The sequence below is a fragment of the Hymenobacter sp. HD11105 genome, assembly GCF_054051685.1.
Genome location: NZ_JBSWBR010000001.1, coordinates 128,014 through 151,683 on the forward strand (window position 1 = coordinate 128,014; position 23,670 = coordinate 151,683).

The window sequence follows — 23,670 nt, forward strand, 5'->3', positions numbered from 1 at the left end:
CACTACAGCGGGGTTATTGTTTGCATACTCTGTTCTACGCCCTGGCGTTACAGATTTTCGCGTACATCTATCCGTGACGCGTTCAATGCTGGCCGAATAGACACGGCAATGGTGATAATAATGATGGCCATGCTCGTCAGTACGATGTCAGACGATTGCATTTTGACTGGGTAAGAGTCGACCACACTGGTAGCCATTCCCATCGAGACCAAGCCAAACGTTTGCTGCAGCCAGCAGATTCCCATGCCCAAGGCTAGGCCCACAATGGCGCCCACAAAGGCCACGATGGCGCCTTCGAGAAGAAACACGTTGCGTACGATGCGGCTGGTAGCGCCCATCGCCATCAGAATAGCAATGTCTTTGCGCTTGTCAATCACCAGCATGGAGAGCGAGAAGAAGATATTGAGCGAGGCAATGAGCAGAATAAAGGCGAAGGTGATAAACACAAACATCTTCTCTACTTTGATGGCCTTCAGCAAACTAATGTGCTGCTCATCGGAGTTGAGCACTCGAAACTTTGGCCCAATCAGGCGCTGAATATCGGCCTGGGTTCTTTCTATAGGGAACCCATCAGCTACCCGAACCTCCAGGGAAGTGCGCCTTTTGCCGTAGTTGAGTAACTCCTGAGCAAAATCGAGTGGCACAAATACGTAGCTGTTATCGATTTGCTGCTCAATCAGAAAAACGCCCCCCGCCAAGATAGACTGCTCGGAAAACGCGTTTTCAGGATTAAGCGACAAAGTTCTTTTACCCGTGTTGCGCGGATATAGCAGGCGCAAGGGCGAGAAGCGGTTCTCAAGGGCAATGCTCAGCTCGTGCTGCACGCCGGCCCCAATAAGTGCATAAGCCTCGCCGCCGCGGCGCAGACGATGGTCGCCCTCTACAATGGCTGAGTCGATATTGGTTTGAGCAAAGTAGTTGCCGGTTACGCCCTTCATTTTCACCACCATCTGCCGATCGTGGTACTGAAGCAGGGCGTTATCTTCGATTACCTCCGTCACTAAGCTGACACCGGGGGCCGTGCGCAAATGATTGAGCAAAGTGGCATTCACCTCAAATGACTTGCCCTCCACCGCCGTGATCATTAAGTCTGGGTCTGACTTTCCGTAGAGCGTGCGCACCAAATCTTCCAATCCATTAAACACGGACAGCACAATAATCAGCGACATGGTGCCCACCGCCACTCCAATCATGGAGATGTTGGAGATGATGCTGATGATGTTGCGCTTTTTCTTGGACGAAAAGTAACGCCGGGCTATGAGCAGCGGAACGTTCATGCGGGGCGCTAGCGGAGAAGAAAAACGGTGGATAGCTTGCTTTGAGCCAGCCGAACTTCATCCAGCCGCCAGCTCAGGTACGAAGGCTGGCTGGCTAAGAACGGATAGAAGCTAAGAGTAAGAGGCATACAAAACAGCAAAAACAAGGCAGTTGGCTAGTACCAGGCAGGTAGGCAAGATACGCCAGCCAGCCGAAAGGTGATGCGCTGGAAGGCTATTTCCAGGCTTTTACGATGAGGCCCGTGCCCGAATCATGCTTGGAGTTGGCGTCGAACCAGTTCAGCGCGAGGCAAAATGGGAAGGTGACTAAGTAGTAAAAAGGCAGCAGCACAAAAAACCATTTAGACGCTCCCAGCATCAAAATGGGATACTTCATGCTCAGCCGCCACGAAATCTGACCGGGCTCGCCGTAGCTGTATTGGGCTTCTATGCGGTCGAAGCCGGCGGTGCGCAGCTTTTGCTGTATCTCATGAATGTTGTAGCCGTCGCGCACGTGCTCCTCAATAAAGCTGGTCTCGTCGTCACCGTGCACATCGGAGCCGCCTTGATCAGAGGGCGTGGAGATCAGCAGCATGCCGCCATCTTTAAGCGAGGCATGGATATTAGTGAACACCTCTACATCTTCCAGAATGTGCTCCATTACATCGACCGACAACGCCAGATCAAACGTATTCGGCTCTTGGTAGAGCACTAGGTCTTGCACGGCAAACTGCACGTTAGCACGCCCGATTTGCCGAAAGAAGCGGTTGGAATCGGCAATCTGCTCGTCTTTTACGTCCACGGCCAGGATTTGCCACTTCTTGCTGAAGCCCGACAGCCAATACGTGTATTGCCCGTAGCCCGAGCCAGCGTCGAGAATATTCAGGGCTTCATCGGTGCGGCCCTTAGACCATTGCCGTAGCTCGCGGTGCACGTGCCAAGTACGCAGCAGCAGCAAATCGAGCAGATAATAAAAGAGGCGACGCAGCCAGGGTGTGCGATTAAACACTTCTCCCAGCGACTTTTTAATCGGGTCGTAATACAATGGGTAACTTATGAAGTTGTGAAGTTGCGCAGGGTCAGAGGTGAAGTAGCGAAGTAGTGATTATAGAAATCACCGCTCTTCCCGAGTTCACTTCTCACCCCTTCGCCTTTACTCGTCCTCGTCGGCAAAAAGCTTAGGGCGCTTGCTCTCCGTGGTTGTATCGGGCTGGTCGTCCTCGGCGGGAGCGGGCGGAATATGTAGGGTATTGATTACCTCATCCATGCGGGCGGCGTAAGCAGCACTGTCATCAAGGAAGAACACCAGCTCGGGGATAACGCGCACTTGCTTTCGAATGCGCTTGGCCAGCGCCTGACGAATAGCCTTGGCATTATCGCGGATGTCTCTCAGTATCGCGTCGCTATCCTTGGCGAGCAGTAGGCTCAGATACACCCGGGCCACGCCCAAATCGGGCGATACGCGCACGGTGCTAATGCCGGGGGGCAAACCCGGAAACAGGTGAGGTAAATCACGCTGAAAGACGGCGGCCAGGTCTTGTTGCAACAAGCTGGCGAATTTTTGCTGACGTTTACTTTCCATAAGAGTCGACAAAGGTAAGATTTAGGTAATCAGTAGTTAGCACTTGGCAATCAGACTTACGCAAAACGCCTGTGTTGAATCCTCTGTGATGCCATGCCCGTGCTTTCGTTTTAGCTTTACGCAGTCAAAACCCTTAAAAGCATTGTTGGATTTCTGTTTTTCCGCCAGTAAGCTGAGCGCTTTACTTTGGCAGCGATATGCGGGACACATTGGTCTAGCGCTTTTCTTACTCCCTTACTTGCTCCTTGCTTCGTTTTTTTAAAAGTACGCTTTCCACCCGCCTGGTCGTGTTGCTAATCCTAGTGTTGGCCGTGCGGCTGCCGCTGCTGTGGCTGGGAATACCCCTCACGGCGGCCGAGCTGCGGGCTTTGCTTATCGGGGAGCGGCTGCGCGAGGGAGCTCTACTTTACCATGACTTATATGACAGTACAGCCCCACTCGCGGCCGTCGTTTTTGGCGCCCTCGATTTGGTAGCGAACCGCCCTCTGTGGCTGTATCGGGCGCTGGCGCTGGCCTTGCTTCTGTTTCAGGCTTTGCGCCTCAATCTGGTTCTCAACCGGGCCGACGTGCACCCTGAGCGGGGCCACGTAGCGGCTCTTACGTATCTGCTCATAGGCAGCGTGACCACGGAGCTTGATACGCTCTCGCCGCTGCTCCTGGGGCACACGTTTATTGTGTTGGCGTTGAGCGCTTTGCTACCTACCACCCGCGAAGGCTATGACAACCGGCGCCTGTTTCGGGCCGGCTTCCTGACAGGCTTAGCGGCACTGTGTTACTTGCCGTTGTCGTTGTTTTTGCTGGTGGGGTTATTCGCAGTCATCATCTTCGCCGCCAATTCCTTTCGGAGCTTTTTGCTATTGCTGTGCGGCTTTTTCTTTCCGTACGCAGCAGTAGCTACCTTTTTCCTATACACCGAAAGCGTAGCCGGATTCGGTCAGTTTCACTTGCGGCCGTGGTTGCAGGGGCTCGTATCTGGGGTCGATGGCTTGCCGCTCTGGGTGCAACTGCGACTTCTGATTCTGCCGGGTATAGTCTTAGTGTTGGCCCTAGCCAGGTCGTTCACCACGTCATTAGGGCTTGTATTCCAAGTCAAATTCCGGCAGCTGATGTTTGTATGGCTTCTGGCGGCTGGGCTGATGATGGTTGTAGGACGTGGCACAGCGCCCGGCAACCTCGTGCTAGCCCTGCCGCCACTCTCCTACTTTGGGTTGTTTTTATGGCAAAAAGCGCCGCGCCCCTGGATACCGGATGTGCTGCTGCTCATCATGCTGGGGGGCATTTTAGTAATCCGCTACCGCACGGCGCTTGGCCTGGAGCAGCTAGTTCAGATCCCCGCTGAAAGCCAGTACGCCATGCGTCCGAACCCAGCATATGCTGCCGTGCAAGGGCAAAACCTGCTGGTGCTCGGCCCCGACCGGCGCCCGTACGTGCAAAATCGCCTCGCCTCTCCCTACCTCGATTGGCAGCTGGCCCAAACTGATTTCGCCCACCTTAATGAGTACGCCGCTATCTTCCGCCTAGCCCAAAATTTTGCCCCCCAGCCGCCCGCTTACCTTATTGATGAAGTAGGCTTGCTCACGGAACTGCGCTACAAGCTGCCAGCCATATTTGGCCGCTATCAACCCACGACTACGCCCCGGGTGTATAAGCTCAAGTAAAAAAGGGGAGCGGCGTCGGGGAACGCAGGTGGTCATTATTGATCAACCTATGTTCCCCGACGCCGCTCCCCTTTCTATTCTAGCAATCAATTTTATTGACGCGCGTCTGATGGCGGCCGCCCTCGAAAGCGGTGTTGAGAAATTGCTCCGTTATTTCTCGCGCTGCCTCTTCGCTAACAAAGCGGGCAGGCACACAGAGAATATTGGCGTTGTTGTGCTGGCGGGCCAAAGTGGCGAGCTCCGGGGCCCAGGCAATTGCGGCCCGAATGCCTCGGTGCTTGTTGGCGGTAATACACACCCCATTGGCGCTGCCGCACACCAGAATTCCTTGTTTGTACTCGTCAGCGGTAATTGCGGAAGCCAGCGGATGCACAAAATCCGGGTAATCAACGGAGTCGGGGAAATGGGTGCCAAAGTCCTGCACCTCATGGCCGGCCTCGCGCAGCCATTGCGCTAGCATTTGCTTGTACTCAAATCCGGCGTGGTCGGAGCCAATGGCAATTTTCATCTCGAAGTAGGCTATGAAGTTGACAGAGTGGACGTTACTATTACTGCAAACTAGCTTTGTCCATTGTTAGCAACCAGATCAGCATTCAGCTGCTGAATCCGGTTGCGCCGTACGATGCGCGCAATATTGATACTAGCCTCGTATAGCAACAGAATCGGTATGGTGACGATAAGCTGCGATGAGACATCGGGAGGCGTGATAATGGCCGATACGATGAGAATTACCACAATAGCATGTTTGCGGTAAAGACGCATGATTTCGGGCGTAATCAGGCCAGCTTTGGCCAAGAAAAATACAATCATTGGCAGCTCAAACACGAAAGCGCAAGACAGCGACATGGTCGTAAGCGTGCTCAGATAGCTTTGCAAGTCGATCTGGTTCTCAATACTGGGGTCGAGCTGGTACGAGGCTAAGAAGTTAATACTCAGAGGGGCCGCGATGTAATAACCAAACAGCAAGCCCAGGATAAACAGGACAGACACAAAGAACACCGCCCCGCGGGAGTTAGCCTGCTCGTGTGGGTACAAGCCAGGCTTCACGAAGCGCCACAGTTCCCAAAATGTGTAGGGAAACGCCAGCGCCAACCCTACAATAAAGGAACTGCTGATGTGCATAGTGAGCTGTCCGCTCATTTGCCTATTCTGAATATCGAACTTTATAGGGTCGACACAGAGGTCGGGCGCGTTCACTAGCTTACCAAACTCGCAGAACATACGGTACGTCCAGAAGTCGGGTCGCGAGGGCCCTAAGATCAGGTCGTGAAAAAGAAAATCTTTCGCCAAAAAAGCGCCCGTCGTGAAGACCAGAACGGCAATAGCAGCGCGAATAATGTGCCAGCGCAGGGCCTCCAGGTGGTCGATAAAGGACATCTCCTGGGGCTCGCCCGGCCGGCTTCCGGCTTGGATGCTGGGTTGATCCACTGATACTTAGCTAAAAAAATGAAAAAGGTAGCACCCCGGCGAGGTAGCGCTTGCGCCAGACTTACGAAGTTTTGAGGCTGCTAGGTAGCTCCTAGGTAAAAAGTCTGGCGCTGGGGGGCATTTTTCCAACCGTTTTGCCCCCCAGTCAGTTCGATTGGCGGTACGGCTAGCGCCTAGGCAAACAGCGGAAACGCCTTCATCCATTCGTTTACCTGCCCACGCACGCGGCTCAGATGCGCTTCGTCGGCGTGGTGCATGAGCACATTATCAATCAGCTCCACAATGCGCACCATGTCGGTTTCTACCAGGCCGCGCGTAGTGACGGCCGCCGAACCAATACGCATTCCTGACGTCACGAAGGGCGACTTATCGTCGAAGGGCACCATGTTTTTGTTGATGGTGATATCGGCTTTAATCAACGTGTTTTCAGCCAGTTTGCCCGTCAGGCCTTTGCTGCGCAAATCAATCAGCATCAAATGATTGTCGGTGCCGCCCGAGATAATCTGGTAGCCGCGGTCGGTGAAGGCGGTGGCCAAAGCTTGGGCATTGCGAATTACCTGGCGGGTGTAGTCGGCGTAGGTATCGGTGAGGGCTTCACCGAAGGCAACCGCCTTAGCGCCAATCACATGCTCCAGCGGACCACCTTGAGTACCCGGAAACACGCCCGAGTCGAGCAGGGCCGACATCATGCGTATTTCGCCTTTAGGTGTTTTCAGGCCGAAGGGATTTTCGAAATCTTTGCCCAGCAAAATAAGCCCCCCGCGTGGGCCGCGTAGCGTTTTGTGCGTGGTGGTAGTTACGATATGGCAGTGCTCAAAGGGGCTATTAAGTAAGCCTTTAGCAATCAGACCGCTCGGATGCGAAATATCGGCTAGTAGCAGAGCGCCTACTTCATCGGCGGCTTCACGCAGGGCCTTGTAGTCCCAGTCGCGGGAGTAGGCCGAGGCGCCGCAGATAATGAGCTTGGGCTGCTCACGGCGGGCTGTTTCCTTTACCTTCTGCCAATCGATAAGGCCAGTTTCGGGCTCCACGCCATAGAAAGATGGCTTGTAGAGCTTTCCTGAAAAGTTGACGGGCGAACCGTGCGTTAAATGCCCCCCGTGGCTTAGGTCAAAGCCCAGAATCTTGTCGCCGGGGTTAAGAATAGCCAGCATAACGGCGGCATTGGCTTGAGCACCGGAGTGAGGCTGCACATTCACCCATTCTACACCAAACAGCTCTTTAGCCCGGTCAATTGCTAATTGTTCTATCTGGTCTACAATTTCGCAACCACCATAGTAGCGCTTGCCGGGCAAGCCTTCGGCATATTTATTGGTGAGGATGGACCCTTGCGCCCGCATCACTTGTTCCGATACGTAGTTTTCGGAGGCGATAAGCTCGATGCCATGCGTTTGACGTTCTTTTTCCTGACGAATAAGATCAAACAGCACGGTATCGGGGGCGAGAGTAGTTGTGGTCGTTTCCATAGCCTCAAAGGTAGGGGTGAATCATTTAGCAATAAATACACGATCAGCGGCAATGTGCAGCAGCATCCTTCAGCAATTTACTAATAAGGCGTCGGCAAACCGGAGATGTTTCTTCCGCATGTCGATTGTTCCTTGTTACTTGCCAATCGCTACGTGAGCAACTCTATGGTATCGCCCCTCGCCGAACTCTTGGCCCAGCTTCGTGTGGGTAATCAGAAAGCCCTGATTACCTTCTATGAGCAGAACCGCGACCATTTTGCACGGTGGGCCAAGTGGCACTACAAACACGAAGCTGCCACCGCTCATGCTACGCTGCGGGCCGTGCTGCTCGAGTTTTATGACCGGGCTACCGACGGCCGCCTTACCAAAATGCCCCCCGACCTGCGCGCCTACATCTACGATATGGCCCGCGAACACCTTGATAACGAAACAGCACAGAAGCTGCCTGCCGCCGAAGCTAATCGGCGCCAGCACTTACTGCGCGCTTTTCATGCGCTCGGGGCCGATTGCCGGCAGGTGCTCACTTATTTTTATTTTCGGGGCTATAATTTTGAGAAAGTAGCCGGCAAAATGGGTTATCCTAATGCAGTAGTGGCCCGCATCCAGAAATCCACCTACCTACGCAAGCTCTACGAGGTGGCTCTGCAAACCCCCGACTCCGAGTCTGACACGCCACCTTCCACCGAGTCCGAGATATAACCCCGATGCTGGCCCCTTTCTTGTTTAGCATCTAGCAGCCTTCACATAGTATCCTTCAAGCTTACCTAGTCTCCCCTTCTGTTTTGGTTCGCAGCTCCAGTTCTTCTTCTATGACGTCGTCGTTCGACCTGCGCCCGTATTTGGAAGACATGGAGCGCTTTGCCGACGGCCAGCTTTCACCCGCTGAGCAGGAAGCTTTTGAGGAGCGAATGTTGGAGGACCCCGAACTGCTGCGTGCACATCAGGCCTACGAGCAGCTAACGGCTGATCTGCGTTGGGCGGCGGGCCACGAAATACTACAGGAGCAGCTCCAAGCCCTTGATCAGAGCTTGGACCAGCGCCAATTGGCGCTGACCCGCGTGCAGCGCTACCCCAAGAACTCCCACCGCCGCAACCGCCTATGGTGGCTGCTGGCTTTGGTGGGTGTGCTGGTAGTTGGCATAGGTGCCTGGCTGATGCTGCGTCCAAATGAATCGGATGCACCGGCCGCCTGGAGTCGCTACTACCAGCCCGATTTAGGACTGTCGGAGGATGACCCGAGCATTAGTCGGCGACCGCTGCTAGCGGAGGCCATGCACCAGTATCAGGCAGGCCGCTACCCCGATGCACTCCGCATCTTACAGCGTCTCTCCCCCGATCAGGTAGGACAAGACACTTTGCTGTACTACAACGGTATTTTTCTGCTCCAGCAAGACCGTCCTACTGCCGCTCGCTCCTATTTGCGGCGCGTGAGTCAGCAATCCAACTCGCCTCTGGCGGGCAAGGCTCTCTATCACTTGGGCATGGTGCACTGGCGCAATAAGCACCCCACCGAGGCCCGCGCCATCTTGCGCCTGGTAGCCGACGACCCAGCCAACCCTTATCGGGCAGATGCCCAGCTAATACTCCACGACAACGTATTACAGAAAGAGTAGATCATAAAAAGCCCCCCAGCCTAGTCGCTGGGGGGCTTTTTATGACAAATTAAGCTATCCCATTATCATCAGCGGCGCGCTATAGAATAAGGCGCTTCTTGATTAGGATAAAGCTTTAAGTCAAAAGAGTCTAGATCAAGCACGGCCAAGTGAGCCAATTCCGGATTGTGCCGGTACACGCAGCCCGTATCCAGCCCGATTGCGCCCCGGCGCGACTTCACATGGCGTTGCACTTCGGCAGTAGGCGCCGGTACGTGGCCGTGCAACAAGCGTCGGCCCTGTAAACGCGAGGCATCAAACACGAATTGCTTGGTATTGAGCATGGTGTCCCAATCCTGCCGCATTTCGTAGGGAGGCAGCCGGAAATTGAAGCCCGCGTGCACCAAGGTAAAACCCGGAATATCGAGCTGATAGGGCAACGCATCGAGCCAGCGTATATAATGCTCCGGGATATGAGTTGCCTCCGTTACGCCGAAGCTCTGTAGCGTCAGCTCCCGGTCGGTGGCGGAGGCCCAGGTAGCTGCCGTGCGGCCCTGAGCGGCATCGAGCAAGTCTTGGTCGTGGTTGCCACGCAGGCAATACACTTGATAGCCAGAGATTTGCAACTGCATAATATAGTCGAGCACGCCGCGGCTATCGGGGCCTTTATTTACATAATCGCCCAGCACGTACAGCTCGTCGGTGGGGCGCAAGTGCAATTTGTCCTCCACAGCGTGACGGAAGGTGTGCAAGCAACCGTGCAAATCGGTGGTGACGTAGCGAGCCATAGCAATAAAGGTTAAGTAGCGTTTTGATTTCCACTTGGCAGCCAGCATTAGCACTAACGAAAGGGCTGTAAAGCCGCAGGTTATAGCACTGGGGGCTTTTTTGGAATGCAATGGAGCTGAAACTAAAACAAAAAGCACTTCCTCCAGCGGAAGAAGTGCTTTGTATAAGTAAGGCAACTCAGCCCTTGCTGCATTTAGCTATACGGAGGCTTATCCAAATCGGGCTTGTCAAGGTTGCGGTTCGGATTGTTGGTCAGATGAGCTGGAACTTCATCCAAGCCGTCGTTCGTATACTCTTCGGCTAAACGCTCCGACAGTTCATCCTGGTTTACGGGAGTGCTATTTGGGTCGCCTTTGGTCTGGCCGCCGCCGGCCGGGTTTCCTTTGCTTTCGCCGGATTGCTGCTTGCTTTTATATGGCATGATTTCAACAAGTTAAGTGGTGAAACAGTAAGTCAATCGAGGGGTTATTCACCCCGCAAAATGCCCGATTCCTGAGCGTTGGGGTCGTTCAGATCGGCATTCGTTTCGGGAGTAGCCTCGCCGGGCGCACTATCGCGCACCGTAGATACATCGTGGTCGCCCTTGTTGAGCGTATCCCGAATGCCATCAATGTCACTTTCTCCCGCGCCGTGCAAGGTGCGCTGCGCTTTGGTGGCATTTGCTTCGGAAGGGGTAGGCTTCTTACGCGGCTGGTCGTCATCGTCGTCCTCCTCGGCCAGTGTTGCGTAGGGCATATCCTGATCGGCGCGCTCATTGGCACCTTCCTCCACCGTCAGAATATTATCGGCGGGGTGGCCTACTTTATCAGCATCCTCGTTCACTGAGATGGAGGTATTGCCGCTGCCGCTGTCGGTGCCGAAGCCTTCTTTGCCGTCGCGGTTGCCAAAGCCGCCGCGGGCAGCCTCGTTCTTGGGTGGGTCAGCACCGGGGATGATGTGCCCGGCAGACAACTCCTCATCCGTGGTGTCGTCATTGATGACGCGGATGGGGCGATTATTTGGGTCAATGGCCATAGAAAGCGTCGTTCAGGGTGATAGGTTGAAGTACAGTAAGGTGTACTCTGGTTTGCGGATTTTGGTTTAAGCTGAAGAGCCTGCTCATGCGATAGTTGCCTCTAAAACTGCATCTTGCACTCCGCACAAACCCTGTTCTCGTTAGTTGAACATCACTAAAAATGCCCCCCATGTGGATCGAACACGATAATGCCCTCACCCGCACCTTCCGCTTCCCCGATTTCAAGACGGCCTTCGCCTTTATGACCGACGTAGCAGCCGAAGCCGAGCGCCAAGACCATCATCCGTGGTGGTCGAATGTGTACGATACCGTCGAGTTTCGGCTGTACACCCACGATGCCGGCAACACCGTCACCAAACGCGACCACCGCCTGGCCGAAGCCATTGACCGGATTTACGCTGCGCATAGTGGAGGCTGAAGTGGTGAACAAGCATAGAAGTACAGATGCGCAACTTCATCCTTCACTACTTCACTTAGCGTAGCGTCAACTTACCTTTGTGTTACTATGCCCGACGAAGCCGCCATCCCTACTGTTCTGTACCTCGTGCCCACGCCCATCGGCAACTTAGAGGACATCACGCTCCGGGCCATCCGCATTTTGGGTGAAGTGGACACGGTGCTGGCCGAAGATACGCGCACCAGCGGCCGGCTCATGCAGCATTTAGGGCTGAAAAAACCGCTGCTCAGCTACCATTTACACAATGAGCACCAAACCGTAGCCCGCCTGATTGACCGCCTGGAAAAAGGAGAGCGCATGGCCTTGGTATCCGATGCGGGCACGCCCGGCATCTCCGACCCCGGTTTTCTGCTGGTGCGCGAGTGCCTGAACCGGGGGCTAAAAGTGGAGTGTCTGCCTGGTGCCACGGCTTTTGTACCAGCTTTGCTTAAGTCAGGTTTTGGGGCCGAACGATTTATATTTGAAGGGTTTCTGCCCGTAAAAAAAGGGCGACAAACCCGCCTGCGGGAACTGGCTACGGAAACTCGAACGTTGATATTTTACGAATCGCCGCACCGGCTGGTGAAGTCGCTGGAGCAGTTGGCGGAGGCCTTGGGGCCTGAGCGCTTGGCTTCGGTAAGTCGGGAGCTAACCAAATTATTTGAGGAAACCGTAAACGGGACCCTGGCAGAGCTGGCGGCCCTGTTTGCGGCGCGCACTACTATCAAAGGAGAAATAGTCGTTGTTGTTCAAGGAAAGAAAGATAAAGAGTAAGCCACCTATGCCTACCGTCCAGCCCGCGACCAGCCCTACTCTTACCCCCGATACAGCCCAACTGGACGCCCGAGGGCGCTGGCTACCGCTGGTACTGGCTGTACTCAGCGCCAGTCTGCTATGGCTGGGCTGGCCCGTAAATCCGGCGCCGCTAGCTGCCCTACTGCTAGTGGCCTGGGTACCATATCTGCGGCTAGAGCAAGTACTTACTCAGCGTGGTGCCAGTGGCTGGAAGGTGTTTCGCTACACCTACCTGACCTTGGTGCTTTGGAATGCATTTACCACCTGGTGGGTCAGCCACAGCACCTTGGGTGGTGGTATTGCGGCGGTTGTGCTCAATGCCCTGCTGATGTGCTTGCCCACCATGGCTTTTTACCACACCAAGCGGCTGGCGGGGCCTACCCTGGGCTACTTATCATTGCCCATTTATTGGATTGCCTTCGAGCAGCTTCACTTGCACTGGGACCTGACCTGGCCCTGGCTTACGCTAGGCAATGGTTTTGCCCAGGCTAACAGTTGGGTGCAGTGGTACGAGTATACGGGGTTTCTGGGGGGCTCTTTGTGGATGTGGGTGGTCAACATTTTGGTCTTCAGGGCCTGGTTCGGTTTCAAGGCCAACGCTGTCCTAAAGGCGGCGAATTCTTTCGAAGAAGTTATTTTCCGACCCGGCGAAGCATTTCCCAAACGTTCTTTCGCGTCTCGCTGGCTCGCGCCACTGCTGGCAGCCGTGTTGCCTATTGCGCTTTCCTACTTTATAAAAGCCAATTATCAGGAAAAAGGCCCCCAGGCGGAAGTAGTAGTTATTCAGCCGAATATCGACCCATATCAGGAGAAGTTTCAGGGCGCTGAAAACTTTATTCCAATTGAGGAGCAGGTGACGCGCTTACTTACGCTTACGGCTCAACACTCGACGCCGCAAACTAAGCTCGTGCTCTGGCCCGAAACATCGCTGGACCAGGTGCAGTGGGAAAATCAGTTTGATGCCAATCCTAATACCCAGCGCGTGCGCGTCCTGCTGGCCCAACGCCCCAACTTGGAGCTCATCACGGGCATTACCAGCTTAGTGGCTTATCCGAGCAAGGAAGCGGCCAGCGTCACGGCTCGCTACCGCGACGATGCTGGCTACTTCGATGTGTTTAACACAGCGGCTTACCTGCCCAATACCAGCACGCCTGCTACTTTCTACCATAAGTCGCGCTTGGTGCCGGGCGTAGAGAAAGTGCCGCCGCTGCTCACGAAGCTTATTGCCAATATCGACCTGGGTGGCACCGTGGGCAGCTACGGCAGTCAAACCGAGCGTACCGTGTTCCGTTCCCCCACCGACTCTATGCTGCGTGTAGCCCCGCTTATCTGCTACGAATCGGTGTACGGCGACTTTGTGGCCGAATACGTGCAAAACGGGGCTACGCTGCTCGGCATCATTACCAATGATGGCTGGTGGAGCGACTCGCCCGGCCATGAGCAGCATTTGCAGTACGCTACCTTGCGCGCCATCGAAACGCGCCGGGATATTGCTCGTTCGGCTAATACTGGTATTTCGGCCTTCATTAACCAGAAAGGCGAAATCACCACCCGAACCGGCTGGTGGGTTCCCGCGGCCAGTCGCGCCACCGTCCGGCTCAACTCGGAGCTAACCTTTTATGCCCGGCACGGTGAGCTAATCGGGCCGGCTATGCAGGTGCTGGCAGGGTTACTGCTGGGTTTCACACTAGTGCGCCGATTTACGGGTCCCAAAACACTCTAACTATTTGTTCGTGATCCAAGAGCGTTGCTCTTGAATCACCTTCCCCTACTCTATGGATTACAACGCCCTCAGCCTGCAAGTAGCAGATATTGCCCGCCGTGCTGGTCAATTTATTCGTCAGGAAGCCGCCAACTTTGACTTGGCGAGCGTCGAGCACAAAGGCTTGCACGATATGGTTTCGTACGTCGATCAGCAGAGCGAAAAGCAGTTGGTAGACGAGCTGCATGCTTTACTGCCCGAAGCAGGCTTCATCACGGAAGAAGGCACGGAGGCGAAGGCTCGCACCGAGGAATACAACTGGATTATCGACCCGCTCGACGGCACCACCAACTTCATTCACGGTCTGCCTGCGTACTGCGTGAGTGTGGCCCTGATGCACCGCACAGAATTAGTGGTAGGTGTAGTCTACGAAGTCAACTTGGACGAGTGCTTTCGGGCGGCGCTGGGTGGGGGGGCTTTTTGCAACGAAAAGCCCATTCGTGTATCCGCCGCGGCCGACTTGCACCAGTCGCTCGTTGCCACCGGCTTCCCCTATTACAGCTTCGACAAGCTCGATGCCTACCTCAAGATTATGGGGGCGTTTATGCAATCCACGCACGGAATTCGGCGGGTGGGCTCCGCGGCCCTCGACCTAGCCTACGTAGCCGCCGGGCGCTTCGAGGCCTACTTTGAGTTTAATATTAACTCCTACGATGTGGCGGCGGGCATACTGCTGGTGCGTGAAGCGGGCGGCCACGTTACGCAGTTCCTGACTCCCGGCGACCCTATTTTTGGGCGGGAGGTGTTGGCTACTAACGGTCAGATTCATCGGCAGATGCAGCAAACCATTGGCGATTATTGGAAGTAAGCCAGCCCTCGACCAAACTTTTCTTCGATTCACGTAGTTTTGTGGGCGTTATGCTGTTTCAATATTTCCTCATCGGCGTTTTGTTTCTGGCGGCCACGTTTTACGTGGGCCGAATATTCTGGGGGGCATTTTTCTCCCCTACCACTACCGGCTGCGCTAAGGGCTGCGGCGGCGCTTGCGGCACCATTGATGTCGATCGGTTGCAACGCACGATAGAAGCGGCGGCCGAGCGAGCGCAGGCCAAATAAATAAGATCTACCTATTGTCGATTCAGACAACCTCGCCCCGTGCCGACTGCGTATAGTTGGCACGGGGTTCTTTTTGCCCCCCTAGTTTAGCCGTAGCCTTCCACTTCCAAACGCCCCCTAATTATGCAAGATAAAGAAGAAGAACGCTCCCTGATTATGGTGGAGCAAAAGCTTGCCAAAGACGGTTTTGTCGAAGATTTTCGGGTTGCCGATGGCCGCCTGCACACGTTTAACTCCGCCACCAACACTAGCTACGGCCCCGAGGAAGTAACTATCGTGGACTTTTACCGCTTTGAGGGCGAGAGCGACCCCGACGATATGTCCATTCTCTACGCCCTTGAGTGCGCCGACGGTACCCGCGGTACTATCTCCTCGGCCTACGGTCCAAACGGTGACTCCGACAGCCTAGAGTTTTTCAAGCAAGTTGAAGACCTCGGCAAAAACCTGAGAAAAGATCACAAATAAACATCCATCAAGAAAAAAGCCCCCCAGCGCTCGGCTGGGGGGCTTTTTTCTTGATGGATGCGGAGATAGATTAGCGAGTAGTCGTTTACCCATTCTTGGGCGCATCAGCTTCCTCGTTTTGCAAAGCAATAGGCAGTGAAACGCCCCCCGGTACGTGCAGGGTCCGTATGGGAAAAGGAATGGTGATACCGACTTCGTCGAAGGCTTTTTTGATACTCATGATAGCCGCGCTTTTAGCTCCCACATAATCTACCTGGCGCTTGTAAGGAATCCAGAAGCGGAGCTGGAAGGTGATGGCGCTGTCACTGAACTCAGTGAACATGACTTCCGGGGCCCGCTCCCGTATCAGATGGGGCACTTGCTCCACGGCCTCCAACACCACGTTGCGCACCTGCTCTAGGTCGGAGTCGTAGGCTACACCGCAGTCTAGATCGACGCGGCGCATGGTATTAACGGAGTAGTTAATTAGCGCATTCTCAAACACTTTGCGGTTAGGCACCAGCACCATTTCGCCGGTGGGCTGACGCAAATCCACCGTGCGCAGCCGGATGCGCTCAATAACGCCGAAGTACTCGTTGGTCTTGATCATGTCGCCCACGTTGAAAGGGCGCTGAATAGCGATGATGATGCCGCTGATAAAGTTGGCCGCAATGTCCTGAAAGGCAAAACCCAGCGCCAAACCAATGATACCCACACCGGCCAACAGGGAAGTCACCGTCTTGTCTAGGTTCAGTACTGACAGCACGAAAAATAGCCCGAACAGCAGTACCACAAAATATACCAGCGTCGAAATCAAGCCGTTAATCGTGACGCTGTGTGATACGCGCGGCAGAAAGCGGGTCGCAAATCGACTTAGCAGCCGGGCGGCAAAGATGGTCACTGTCAGTAGCAAGACAGCGACTACCAAGTTGGGCAGCATCATCACAAACTGCTCGGCCCAGGCAACGAGCTTGTCAGTGATGAGGTTAAACGTATTTGAAAAATCAGAAGTCAAGGCAAGGACTGCTAGTTATACCATGGATTGAAATGAAGAAGCACAAAGCCCGGAAAGCCTTCCAAGGCAAGCTACTGCACTAGTAACAACGCGCTCAATGGGATAGGGGTTTTGTTGATATCGAATGCGCTTCCATTCAAACCTGCCCTTTCAGCTCAGCAGAACTAGCTTTTTAGCAAGCAGAGAATTGGCTTTAGCCCCACACACGGGTGCCCTCGGTGCAGTTGCGGCACATTTCTATCTGGTCGCGGCCTTTGAGCAAAGAAGCCCGAAACTGCCGATACTTTGGGCCTTGCCACAGGCCGCGGAAGGTTTGCTGCGATAAGTCGCCGAGCCGATACTCAGCGTCTTTGTCGAAGCAGCAGGGCACCACCAGCCCGTCCCAGGTGATGACGCAGGAGTGCCACATCTTCCAGCAATGGTTGAGCAGGCGGTTTTTGATGCTCCAGGTACCGTTCTGGTTATTTTCGTAGCGCGAGTAGTAGTCGATAGTCGGGATGAGGGGCGAGCCGTTTTGATAATCGTAAATCTGAGCGGTTTTGAACCACACATCATCTACGCCCATTTCCTTGGCTAGCTGCTTGGCGTCCTCAATCTGATGCTCATTCGGCTTCACCACCAAAAACTGAAATACCACCCGTGGTGTGTTCGACTTCAGCTCCTTACGCCACCGCAATACGTTGCGTGTGCCTTCCAATACCTTATCGATTTTGCCCCCCACGCGGTACTGCTGGTAAGTTTCCTGGGTAGTGCCATCGAGCGAGATAATCAGCCGATCCAGCCCCGACTCTACGGTGCGGCGGGCGTTCTGGTCGTTGAGGTAGTGGGCGTTGGTGCTCGTAGCCGTGTATATGCCCTTATCGGCGGCATACTTTACCAGCTCCAGAAAATGCGGGTGCAAATACGGCTCGCCCTGAAAATAAAAAATAAGGTACCAGAGGCGCGCCGCCACCTCGTCGATAGTGCGTTTAAATAGCTCGTCGGGCAGCATCCCCGTAGGCCGCGTGAAGGAGCGCAGGCCGCTGGGGCACTCCGGACAGCGCAGATTGCAGCTAGTAGTAGGCTCAAACGAGAGCGCCAGCGGCATGCCCCAGTGCCGGGCCCGGCCCGTGAGCTTGCTCAGCGCATAGCTGCCGACTACCTGCGCGCTGTTCAGCACCCGGCGCGGGGTAGTTTTGGAAAGCAGATTAAGCGCATCAGTGAGCGTGGAGGCCATAGTGCGGGCAAAGGTCGGGAATGCATAGGCAATAATGTCCCTTAAAGTTTTGAAGCGGCTAAGGAGGCACAAAAAAGCCCCCCAAGCAGGTTGCGTGGGGGGCTTTTTGGAGGCTTATGATTAAGCTAAGGCCTCGAAATGTTGCCTCGAATCTCGCCGCCAGGGAAAGCCGGAGTATGTAGATTAACATAAAAGCCGTTGTTCAGCAGCAAAGCTTCGTCGGCTTCGGTGAAGGTAAATGTACCCGTGATAGGTGAGGCGAGGGAGTTGAACGGCACTACAATGGGCCCATTTACGCCAGGCGCGCCACGGTGAATATGACCAGCTTGTGGGGTTATACCAGTGTAGGTAACAGTGTAGTTCAGTACGTTGGTGTCTTTGTTATAAACGCCGGTAAAGGTGCCCGTACCAGCCGATGGCGTAGGAGGCACTTCCTGTCTTCCATTAATAACGGCCGTAAGGGCCACGTTAGGATTGGGCGTGGGCTGAACGATTTTGCGCAGCTCATCCAAGTTTACTTGGTCGCAGGCGGAAAAAGCTACCAGGCCTAAGGCCAGGAGGAAACCAGAAGTGAGTTTTTTTAGCATGGGTTGGGGTGTAAAGAGTGGAAAATAGAGAACGGAACAAGGGTGGACTAACTACTAGGAAACGCAAGCGGCTAACTAGCCGGTTAGCACCTACGTTAAAGCCTTGCGATCGGTTTGTAATAAATTGACTTTCTGTTTCTTACAACGAAACAAAACCATGCTTTTCCGGTTTTATACTATTGCTGCAAAACTCAATCTCTGCTCGACCGTTTAGCAGACAACAACCCTTATAGCACGCTACTTTATGAAAATTCCAGTCGAAAAAGGCCAGGATAAAGGCTTTCTGCCCGATGGGCGCCACGTGGTCGAGATAACCGATATTCAGGAGGGTACCAGCGAGCACCAGAATGTGCCTTTCTTCGCGGCCCGCATGGAAAACGAAGACGGCTTTGTAACGCAGCGCTTTTATACTTCACAGGCCGCCATGCCCATTTTACTTTCCCTGTATTCGGCCGTGGGCATCCATGCCGAAGGGGGCAAGGATCTTGATACCAAGCAGTTACTAGGTAAGAAGCTTTCTATCGAGGTAAGCGACCACAGCTACACCGAACCAGCATCGGGTGCTGAGCGCACTATAAAGCAAGCCACCGGCTTTCGGGCCGCTTAGCATTGTTTTTAAAGACAAAAAAGCCCCCCAGACTAGGTCTGGGGGGCTTTTTGCGCTTATTAATTTCTCTATTTCTCTGCCGTTACAGGCAGGGCACTAGTATAAGTAGAGGCCTTGCCGAACGATTCTTTGATTTCATCGATGGCCGCGTGGCTGCTTAAGCGCTTAGGCTTGGTATTGAGAAACGAGCCGTCTTCGGCCAGTAGGAAATAGGTGGGCACTTCTTGTAAGGCATAGGCCCGAGCCAGCGCAGAGCGCAGGCCACCTGCAGCCCGCACATGTACGCCCGGCAGCTTCTTGCTTACAACGAGCTGCTTCCAAGCCGGATCATTCTCATCGAGAGCAATGTTGAGGAACACGATGTTTTTGCCTTCAAACTTGCGGGCTAGCTCCTGCGCATAAGGTAAGTCGCGCAGGCTGAGGCCGCTGGTGGTGCGCCAAAAGTTGAGATATACCAGCTTGCCAGCAAAATCGCGTAGCGACACAGTGTCGCCCTTCACGGTTACGAGCTTAAAGTCGGGAGCCGGCGCGCCGATGGCAAAAGCCTTGTGCGTTTCGAAATCGCGCTGCAACAGCGGATAAAACTCATTTTTGGGGTCAACGCTGCGGTAGTCAGCCAGCATAGCAGCCGACTGCTTCACGTGCCCAAATCGGAACGACTCCTGCAGAATGCGTCCCATAATTAGGGGCTTTGCAGGGCCGGAAAGCTGTTTTTTAGCCAAATCATAGCATACCCAGTAAAAGTCGGGGTCGTTGCGCTGATGATTGGCCGCAACGGCTGCGTAGTGAATATAATTCAGCAAGAATTCTTGATGCTGCTCACTTTGGGCGGCACTAGGGTTGTTGATGAGTTTGGTATCGTTGAGGAAGCTGTAGTATTCCGGTGACATTTTCAGGCGCCCTTCCGTTGCTACTACCTGCTCGCGTAGGTCTTGAAAGGTCAGGCGGTCGTTAGCATAGCTGTAGTCTATCTCCGCTTGGGCATACGCGCGAAAGGCCGCCGATATCGGATAGCTTTCCGCGTAGCTGTTTAAAAACTTTTGCTCCGCTTTGCGGCGATAATCCAGGAAAGAAAGGAAGCCAGGCTCATAGAGCATGATATTATCAGGTAGCACCTGAAAGCCATCGTTCTCGATAAACTGCTCGTCAAGTTGTACCAAATAGCTGCTAGCAGCCGATCCGGGGCCTTTAAACTTTATACTGGAAGATAAATCGTTGCTTTTGAAGCGCACCTCCATCGTGTTGCCGGGCTCTAAGAACAGATCGGCTACGTCATCACCATACACCAAGTCGGCGCGAGTTGGACCAGGCACATTAACGGCCAATCGAAACTCTCCCTTATCGTTGAGGCGGGCATAGGTAACGTGTTCTTTCTGATCGAAAGGGTGCTCACGAAAAGAAACGGCAATGGTATCGGTTTTGTGGCCGCTTACCTTGCCAGTCAGCACTACGGTGCCCTGAGCCCAGCTGATGGCAGGCGCTAACAGCGTAGTTGCCAGCAAGACGGCAAAAAAACGATAAGACGATTTAATCAAGGAAGAATTCATGCAGGATGCAATCAGCAACACGGGTAATCCGTGATGAATACTTAGCTAAATACTAATGACCAATTTAGATGAACAAGTCAGTCTATTCATGGGAAAAGACAATTATTACCCCGAAGATAAGGCATTAAAACCTATAAAATCCTATAAGGTCCTACACTTTTTTGTATCAAAAATTCAAAGCTTGACTTTTATACTAACAGTTTAGCTGCCATTGGGCCCTAACAGGCTAGTTTAAGGCACATAGACAAATATGCTTCTAAATCACCCGGCAACTAACACGCCATAATTTTATCCAAACAGTCCAGTTAGTACTTCATCAAGTCGTCCAACCGGGTGGACCCGAATACCAAACCTTCCTAGGTCTAAACCACGAGCGTTAAACTGCGAAATGTACATTTCCTGAAAACCAAGCTTTTCCGACTCTGACAAGCGCTGATCAAGGCGGCTCACAGCTCTAATCTCGCCGCTGAGGCCCACTTCGGCAGCCAAACAAGTTTCTCCGCTTAAGGGAATATCATTGAGCGAGGAGACCACCGCTGCGCACACAGCAAGGTCCAAAGCAGGGTCTTCGAGGCGCAGACCGCCGGCAATATTTAAGAAAACATCATGCTGGCCGAGGCGCAGACCGCTACGTTTTTCGAGCACGGCCAGCAACATTTGCAGACGTTTGGAGTCGAAGCCCGTGCTACTGCGCTGGGGCGTGCCGTAAGTAGCAGGGCTTACCAGAGCTTGTACCTCAACTAGTAGAGGGCGGTTGCCTTCCAACGTGGCGCCAATAGCAATGCCGCTGAGCGTTTCGGTGCGCTGGCTGAGCAGGATTTCGGATGGATTAGATACCTGCCGCAGCCCCGCGCCCTGCATCTCATAGATACCCAACTCAGAAGTAGAGCCAAACCGGTTTTTGATGGTGCGCAGAATACGGTAGCTCAGGTGCCGGTCGCCCTCAAATTGTAGCACTGTATCTACCATGTGCTCCAGAATTTTGGGGCCGGCAATAGAGCCATCCTTAGTGATATGGCCAATGAGCAGCACGGGCACGCCGGTTTCCTTGGCGTACTTAAGCAGTTCGGCCGTGCACTCGCGTACCTGCGACACCGAGCCCGCACCTGATTCTACCAAGCCTGATTGCAAAGTTTGAATAGAGTCGACTACCACCACATTGGGCTGGAGCTGATCTATTTGGCGGAAGATATTTTGGGTATTCGTCTCAGTGAGAATGTAGCAGCCAGGATGCTGGTCGCCGAGGCGCTCGGCGCGCATCTTGATTTGTTGCTCGCTTTCCTCCCCGGAGATATAAAGCACCTTGAGTTGGCGTAAGCTCATAGCAATCTGAAGCATGAGCGTGCTTTTGCCGATGCCAGGCTCGCCGCCGATGAGCACCAGAGAGCCCGGTACGAGGCCACCGCCCAGTACACGGTTTAACTCCCCGTCGTGGGTGTCGATTCGGGCTTCTTCTTCGTAGTGAATATCGCCGATGGGGCGGGGCTTGGCGCTGGTTTTGGCGCCGGGTGAAGCGGTAGGTGGCTTCCAGGAGCCCGTCGACTGATTATTTTCTTTTTCGACTACTTCCTCTACGTAGGTGTTCCACTCCCCGCAGGAAGGGCAGCGGCCAATCCACTTGGCTGATTGAGCACCGCATTTTTGACAGAAGTAGAGGGTTTTAATTTTGGCCATGAAGTCAGGTCAGATGAACCTATAGAATGCTCAGCAGCAAGGAAAAGTTTGGCAAGATCGGTAATTGCGCGGGCCCAGCTGAGCGAGGCTGCGGCAACATCACGAGCGAAGGAGAGAGCAGCCATGCTAACTTGCTTTCCTGGTATTGACTGAAGACCAGGCCGTCAGTCTTTTAGGTATCTTAGCTAATTCAGAAAAGCCCCCTAGCGAACCACATAGTGCCTGCTTAAACCCAACCGGATGCCCGCTTGTTACTAATCGATTTTCTCCTCCGTACTTCTCCCTGTCATGCCTAGTCTTGCTCCCATTGATTTGGCCACCATTCCGGTGTTTGCCGATTTGCCCCCCGAGACGATTGATTGGCTGATGGATCATGGCGAGCGGCGAGAATATGCGGCAAACGAGGTGATTTTCAAGCCCGGCGACCCGGCTGAATACATGGTAGCGCTGCAGGAAGGCGAAGTGCAATTTTTCGCCGTTCGCAACGGTAATCGCGAGCCGCTATTTCGAGTTGGTGCAGGCCAGGTAACAGGAGTGTTGCCTTATTCCAGGCTGCGCGTAGTAAGTGGCTATGCAATAGCCAGCGCTCCTATTGTCGCGTTCGTGCTCCACCGCGACTTGTTCCCGGAGTTGGAGCGTGTTAGTCCGGAGCTCACCCAGCGCTTAGTGGGCCTGATGAGCGACCGGGCCCGCGACGAGGCCCGCGGGCAGGAGCGCGACGACAAGCTCCGAGCGCTCGGCAAGCTTTCAGCCGGATTGGCCCATGAACTGAACAACCCCGCCGCCGCTATTGCTCGCGCCGCGCAGGCTTTGCACGACCTTACGGCCGCTAAACCCTCACAGCTGCTCGATCTGCTCCGTCATTGCCCCACCCCCGAAGCGCTGTCAGCTTTAACCAAACTAGCCACCGATCCAGCTCAGTTTGAAAAGCCAATGTCGGCGCTGGAGTGCGCCGATTATGAGGACGACCTAGCCGATTGGCTGGAAGATCACGGCGTAGCCGATGGCTACCGCCTCGCGGCCGGCCTGCTGGAAGCGGGTGTTACCAAAGATATTCTGGCTCCCGTAGCGGCCGACTTGCCTGAGGCTGCCTGGCCAGCTTCTTTCGCTTGGCTGGAAGGCCAGCTGACTACTCAGCGCCTTATTCGTGATGTGCAGGAGGCCGGCGGCCGCATCAGCACCTTAGTGGCTAGCGTGAAGACCTACTCCCACATGGACCGCGCCACGGATCGTGCTCCCTTGGATGTGCACAGCGGCCTGGAAAGCACCCTTACGATGCTAGGCCACCAGCTCCGCGACAAAAAAATCAAGCTGACGCGCGATTTTGCCCCCCAGCTGCCCCAAGTACGCGGCCAAGTCAGTAGCCTCAACCAAGTGTGGACCAACCTAATTGATAACGCTATCGACGCGGTGGAAACTGGGGGCGAGATTACCGTGCGCACTCACCTGCAAAGCGGCTTTGTACGGGTGGCCATCATCGACAACGGCCACGGCATTGCCCCAGACGTGCTGAATCACATTTTTGAGCCCTTCTTTACCACCAAGCAAGCCGGATCGGGCTCCGGCCTGGGCCTCGATATCGCCCAGCGCATCGTGCGCAGCCACGATGGTCGTCTGGAAGTGACATCGGTGCCCGGCCACACCGAGTTCAGCGTGTGGCTACCCGCGCTGACGTAGGCGCTGGGGGGCATTTTGGGATGGCAGCTTTTTCTTTCTTTAAGTAAAAGAGCTCGCTCATACGTCTG

Annotated in this window: 25 protein-coding genes; 11 read left to right on the top strand and 14 right to left on the bottom strand. The window is 54.3% G+C overall.

The features are described from left to right. Positions 1 to 47 precede the first annotated feature (47 nt). From ACW9KT_RS00605 to ACW9KT_RS00615, 3 genes are all read right to left on the bottom strand, one after another. A complete protein-coding gene (locus ACW9KT_RS00605) occupies positions 48 to 1,277 on the bottom strand; it encodes an FtsX-like permease family protein (RefSeq protein ID WP_457077425.1) in 1,230 nt (409 codons plus the stop codon). Positions 1,278 to 1,491: 214 nt separating this feature from the next. Beyond that, positions 1,492 to 2,301: a class I SAM-dependent methyltransferase gene (locus ACW9KT_RS00610; protein WP_457077426.1), complete on the bottom strand. Its 810-nt coding sequence runs from the start codon at positions 2,299 to 2,301 to the stop codon at positions 1,492 to 1,494. Between the two features lie 108 nt (positions 2,302 to 2,409). Next, positions 2,410 to 2,838, bottom strand: coding sequence for a ribosome-binding factor A (locus tag ACW9KT_RS00615; RefSeq protein WP_457077427.1), 429 nt, complete (start codon positions 2,836 to 2,838; stop codon positions 2,410 to 2,412). A 245-nt stretch (positions 2,839 to 3,083) separates the two neighbouring features. Here ACW9KT_RS00615 and ACW9KT_RS00620 point away from each other — a divergent pair, with 245 nt between their 5' ends. After that, complete coding sequence (locus tag ACW9KT_RS00620; RefSeq protein WP_457077428.1) at positions 3,084 to 4,496, top strand: hypothetical protein; 1,413 nt, start codon at positions 3,084 to 3,086, stop codon at positions 4,494 to 4,496. A 79-nt stretch (positions 4,497 to 4,575) separates the two neighbouring features. Here the strand turns inward: ACW9KT_RS00620 and rpiB are convergent, their stop codons facing one another. From rpiB to ACW9KT_RS00635, 3 genes are all read right to left on the bottom strand, one after another. Next, positions 4,576 to 5,004, bottom strand: a complete 429-nt coding sequence (gene rpiB / locus ACW9KT_RS00625; RefSeq protein WP_457077429.1) for a ribose 5-phosphate isomerase B — start codon at positions 5,002 to 5,004, stop codon at positions 4,576 to 4,578. A 50-nt stretch (positions 5,005 to 5,054) separates the two neighbouring features. Next, positions 5,055 to 5,924: a twin-arginine translocase subunit TatC gene (gene tatC, locus ACW9KT_RS00630; RefSeq protein WP_457077430.1), complete on the bottom strand. Its 870-nt coding sequence runs from the start codon at positions 5,922 to 5,924 to the stop codon at positions 5,055 to 5,057. A 173-nt stretch (positions 5,925 to 6,097) separates the two neighbouring features. Then, on the bottom strand, positions 6,098 to 7,390 hold the full coding sequence (locus tag ACW9KT_RS00635) for a serine hydroxymethyltransferase (protein WP_457077431.1): 1,293 nt from the start codon (positions 7,388 to 7,390) through the stop codon (positions 6,098 to 6,100). A gap of 132 nt (positions 7,391 to 7,522) precedes the next feature. On the opposite strand from ACW9KT_RS00635, the gene ACW9KT_RS00640 reads away from it, so the two are divergent. Next, the gene (locus ACW9KT_RS00640) at positions 7,523 to 8,089 is read left to right on the top strand and encodes a hypothetical protein (RefSeq protein ID WP_457077432.1); all 567 of its coding nucleotides are present in this window, start codon (positions 7,523 to 7,525) and stop codon (positions 8,087 to 8,089) included. A 110-nt stretch (positions 8,090 to 8,199) separates the two neighbouring features. Next, positions 8,200 to 9,003: a tetratricopeptide repeat protein gene (locus tag ACW9KT_RS00645; RefSeq protein ID WP_457077433.1), complete on the top strand. Its 804-nt coding sequence runs from the start codon at positions 8,200 to 8,202 to the stop codon at positions 9,001 to 9,003. A 68-nt stretch (positions 9,004 to 9,071) separates the two neighbouring features. On the opposite strand, the gene ACW9KT_RS00650 is transcribed toward ACW9KT_RS00645, so the two are convergent. The 3 genes from ACW9KT_RS00650 to ACW9KT_RS00660 form a co-directional block, all read right to left on the bottom strand. Then, positions 9,072 to 9,770 carry a metallophosphoesterase family protein gene (locus ACW9KT_RS00650; RefSeq protein WP_457077434.1) on the bottom strand — a complete coding sequence of 233 codons (699 nt, stop codon included), beginning with the start codon at positions 9,768 to 9,770 and terminating at the stop codon, positions 9,072 to 9,074. A gap of 194 nt (positions 9,771 to 9,964) precedes the next feature. Further along, positions 9,965 to 10,192: a hypothetical protein gene (locus ACW9KT_RS00655; RefSeq protein WP_457077435.1), complete on the bottom strand. Its 228-nt coding sequence runs from the start codon at positions 10,190 to 10,192 to the stop codon at positions 9,965 to 9,967. A gap of 44 nt (positions 10,193 to 10,236) precedes the next feature. Next, a complete protein-coding gene (locus tag ACW9KT_RS00660) occupies positions 10,237 to 10,785 on the bottom strand; it encodes a hypothetical protein (RefSeq protein WP_457077436.1) in 549 nt (182 codons plus the stop codon). Positions 10,786 to 10,955: 170 nt separating this feature from the next. On the opposite strand from ACW9KT_RS00660, the gene ACW9KT_RS00665 reads away from it, so the two are divergent. The 6 genes from ACW9KT_RS00665 (at position 10,956) to ACW9KT_RS00690 (ending at position 15,300) form a co-directional block, all read left to right on the top strand. Continuing rightward, positions 10,956 to 11,204 carry a 4a-hydroxytetrahydrobiopterin dehydratase gene (locus ACW9KT_RS00665; RefSeq protein ID WP_457077437.1) on the top strand — a complete coding sequence of 83 codons (249 nt, stop codon included), beginning with the start codon at positions 10,956 to 10,958 and terminating at the stop codon, positions 11,202 to 11,204. Between the two features lie 87 nt (positions 11,205 to 11,291). Beyond that, complete coding sequence (gene rsmI, locus ACW9KT_RS00670) at positions 11,292 to 11,996, top strand: 16S rRNA (cytidine(1402)-2'-O)-methyltransferase (RefSeq protein ID WP_457077438.1); 705 nt, start codon at positions 11,292 to 11,294, stop codon at positions 11,994 to 11,996. 7 nt (positions 11,997 to 12,003) lie between these two features. After that, positions 12,004 to 13,740: an apolipoprotein N-acyltransferase gene (lnt, locus tag ACW9KT_RS00675; RefSeq protein WP_457077439.1), complete on the top strand. Its 1,737-nt coding sequence runs from the start codon at positions 12,004 to 12,006 to the stop codon at positions 13,738 to 13,740. Positions 13,741 to 13,792: 52 nt separating this feature from the next. Next, positions 13,793 to 14,587, top strand: a complete 795-nt coding sequence (locus ACW9KT_RS00680) for an inositol monophosphatase family protein (protein ID WP_457077440.1) — start codon at positions 13,793 to 13,795, stop codon at positions 14,585 to 14,587. A gap of 50 nt (positions 14,588 to 14,637) precedes the next feature. Further along, positions 14,638 to 14,835 (top strand): hypothetical protein, encoded by a 198-nt coding sequence (locus ACW9KT_RS00685; protein WP_457077441.1) that lies wholly within the window; start codon positions 14,638 to 14,640, stop codon positions 14,833 to 14,835. 123 nt (positions 14,836 to 14,958) lie between these two features. Continuing rightward, entirely contained in the window at positions 14,959 to 15,300 is a 342-nt protein-coding gene (locus ACW9KT_RS00690; RefSeq protein WP_457077442.1) for a hypothetical protein, read from the top strand. Between the two features lie 85 nt (positions 15,301 to 15,385). Here ACW9KT_RS00690 and ACW9KT_RS00695 read toward each other — a convergent pair whose 3' ends face one another. The 3 genes from ACW9KT_RS00695 to ACW9KT_RS00705 all read right to left on the bottom strand — a co-directional run bounded on the left by ACW9KT_RS00695 (position 15,386) and on the right by ACW9KT_RS00705 (position 18,097). Beyond that, positions 15,386 to 16,294, bottom strand: coding sequence for a mechanosensitive ion channel family protein (locus ACW9KT_RS00695; RefSeq protein WP_457077443.1), 909 nt, complete (start codon positions 16,292 to 16,294; stop codon positions 15,386 to 15,388). A gap of 193 nt (positions 16,295 to 16,487) precedes the next feature. Then, the gene (locus ACW9KT_RS00700; RefSeq protein WP_457077444.1) at positions 16,488 to 17,510 is read right to left on the bottom strand and encodes an SPASM domain-containing protein; all 1,023 of its coding nucleotides are present in this window, start codon (positions 17,508 to 17,510) and stop codon (positions 16,488 to 16,490) included. A gap of 125 nt (positions 17,511 to 17,635) precedes the next feature. After that, positions 17,636 to 18,097, bottom strand: coding sequence for a CHRD domain-containing protein (locus ACW9KT_RS00705; RefSeq protein ID WP_457077445.1), 462 nt, complete (start codon positions 18,095 to 18,097; stop codon positions 17,636 to 17,638). 244 nt (positions 18,098 to 18,341) lie between these two features. Here ACW9KT_RS00705 and ACW9KT_RS00710 point away from each other — a divergent pair, with 244 nt between their 5' ends. Beyond that, positions 18,342 to 18,704 (top strand): hypothetical protein, encoded by a 363-nt coding sequence (locus ACW9KT_RS00710; protein WP_457077446.1) that lies wholly within the window; start codon positions 18,342 to 18,344, stop codon positions 18,702 to 18,704. A 68-nt stretch (positions 18,705 to 18,772) separates the two neighbouring features. On the opposite strand, the gene ACW9KT_RS00715 is transcribed toward ACW9KT_RS00710, so the two are convergent. Both ACW9KT_RS00715 and radA read right to left on the bottom strand, forming a co-directional pair. Next, positions 18,773 to 20,251 (bottom strand): TlpA family protein disulfide reductase, encoded by a 1,479-nt coding sequence (locus tag ACW9KT_RS00715; protein ID WP_457077447.1) that lies wholly within the window; start codon positions 20,249 to 20,251, stop codon positions 18,773 to 18,775. A gap of 288 nt (positions 20,252 to 20,539) precedes the next feature. Continuing rightward, the gene (gene radA, locus ACW9KT_RS00720; protein WP_457077448.1) at positions 20,540 to 21,925 is read right to left on the bottom strand and encodes a DNA repair protein RadA; all 1,386 of its coding nucleotides are present in this window, start codon (positions 21,923 to 21,925) and stop codon (positions 20,540 to 20,542) included. Positions 21,926 to 22,213: 288 nt separating this feature from the next. Here radA and ACW9KT_RS00725 point away from each other — a divergent pair, with 288 nt between their 5' ends. Beyond that, a complete protein-coding gene (locus ACW9KT_RS00725; protein ID WP_457077449.1) occupies positions 22,214 to 23,602 on the top strand; it encodes a sensor histidine kinase in 1,389 nt (462 codons plus the stop codon). Positions 23,603 to 23,670 lie beyond the last annotated feature (68 nt).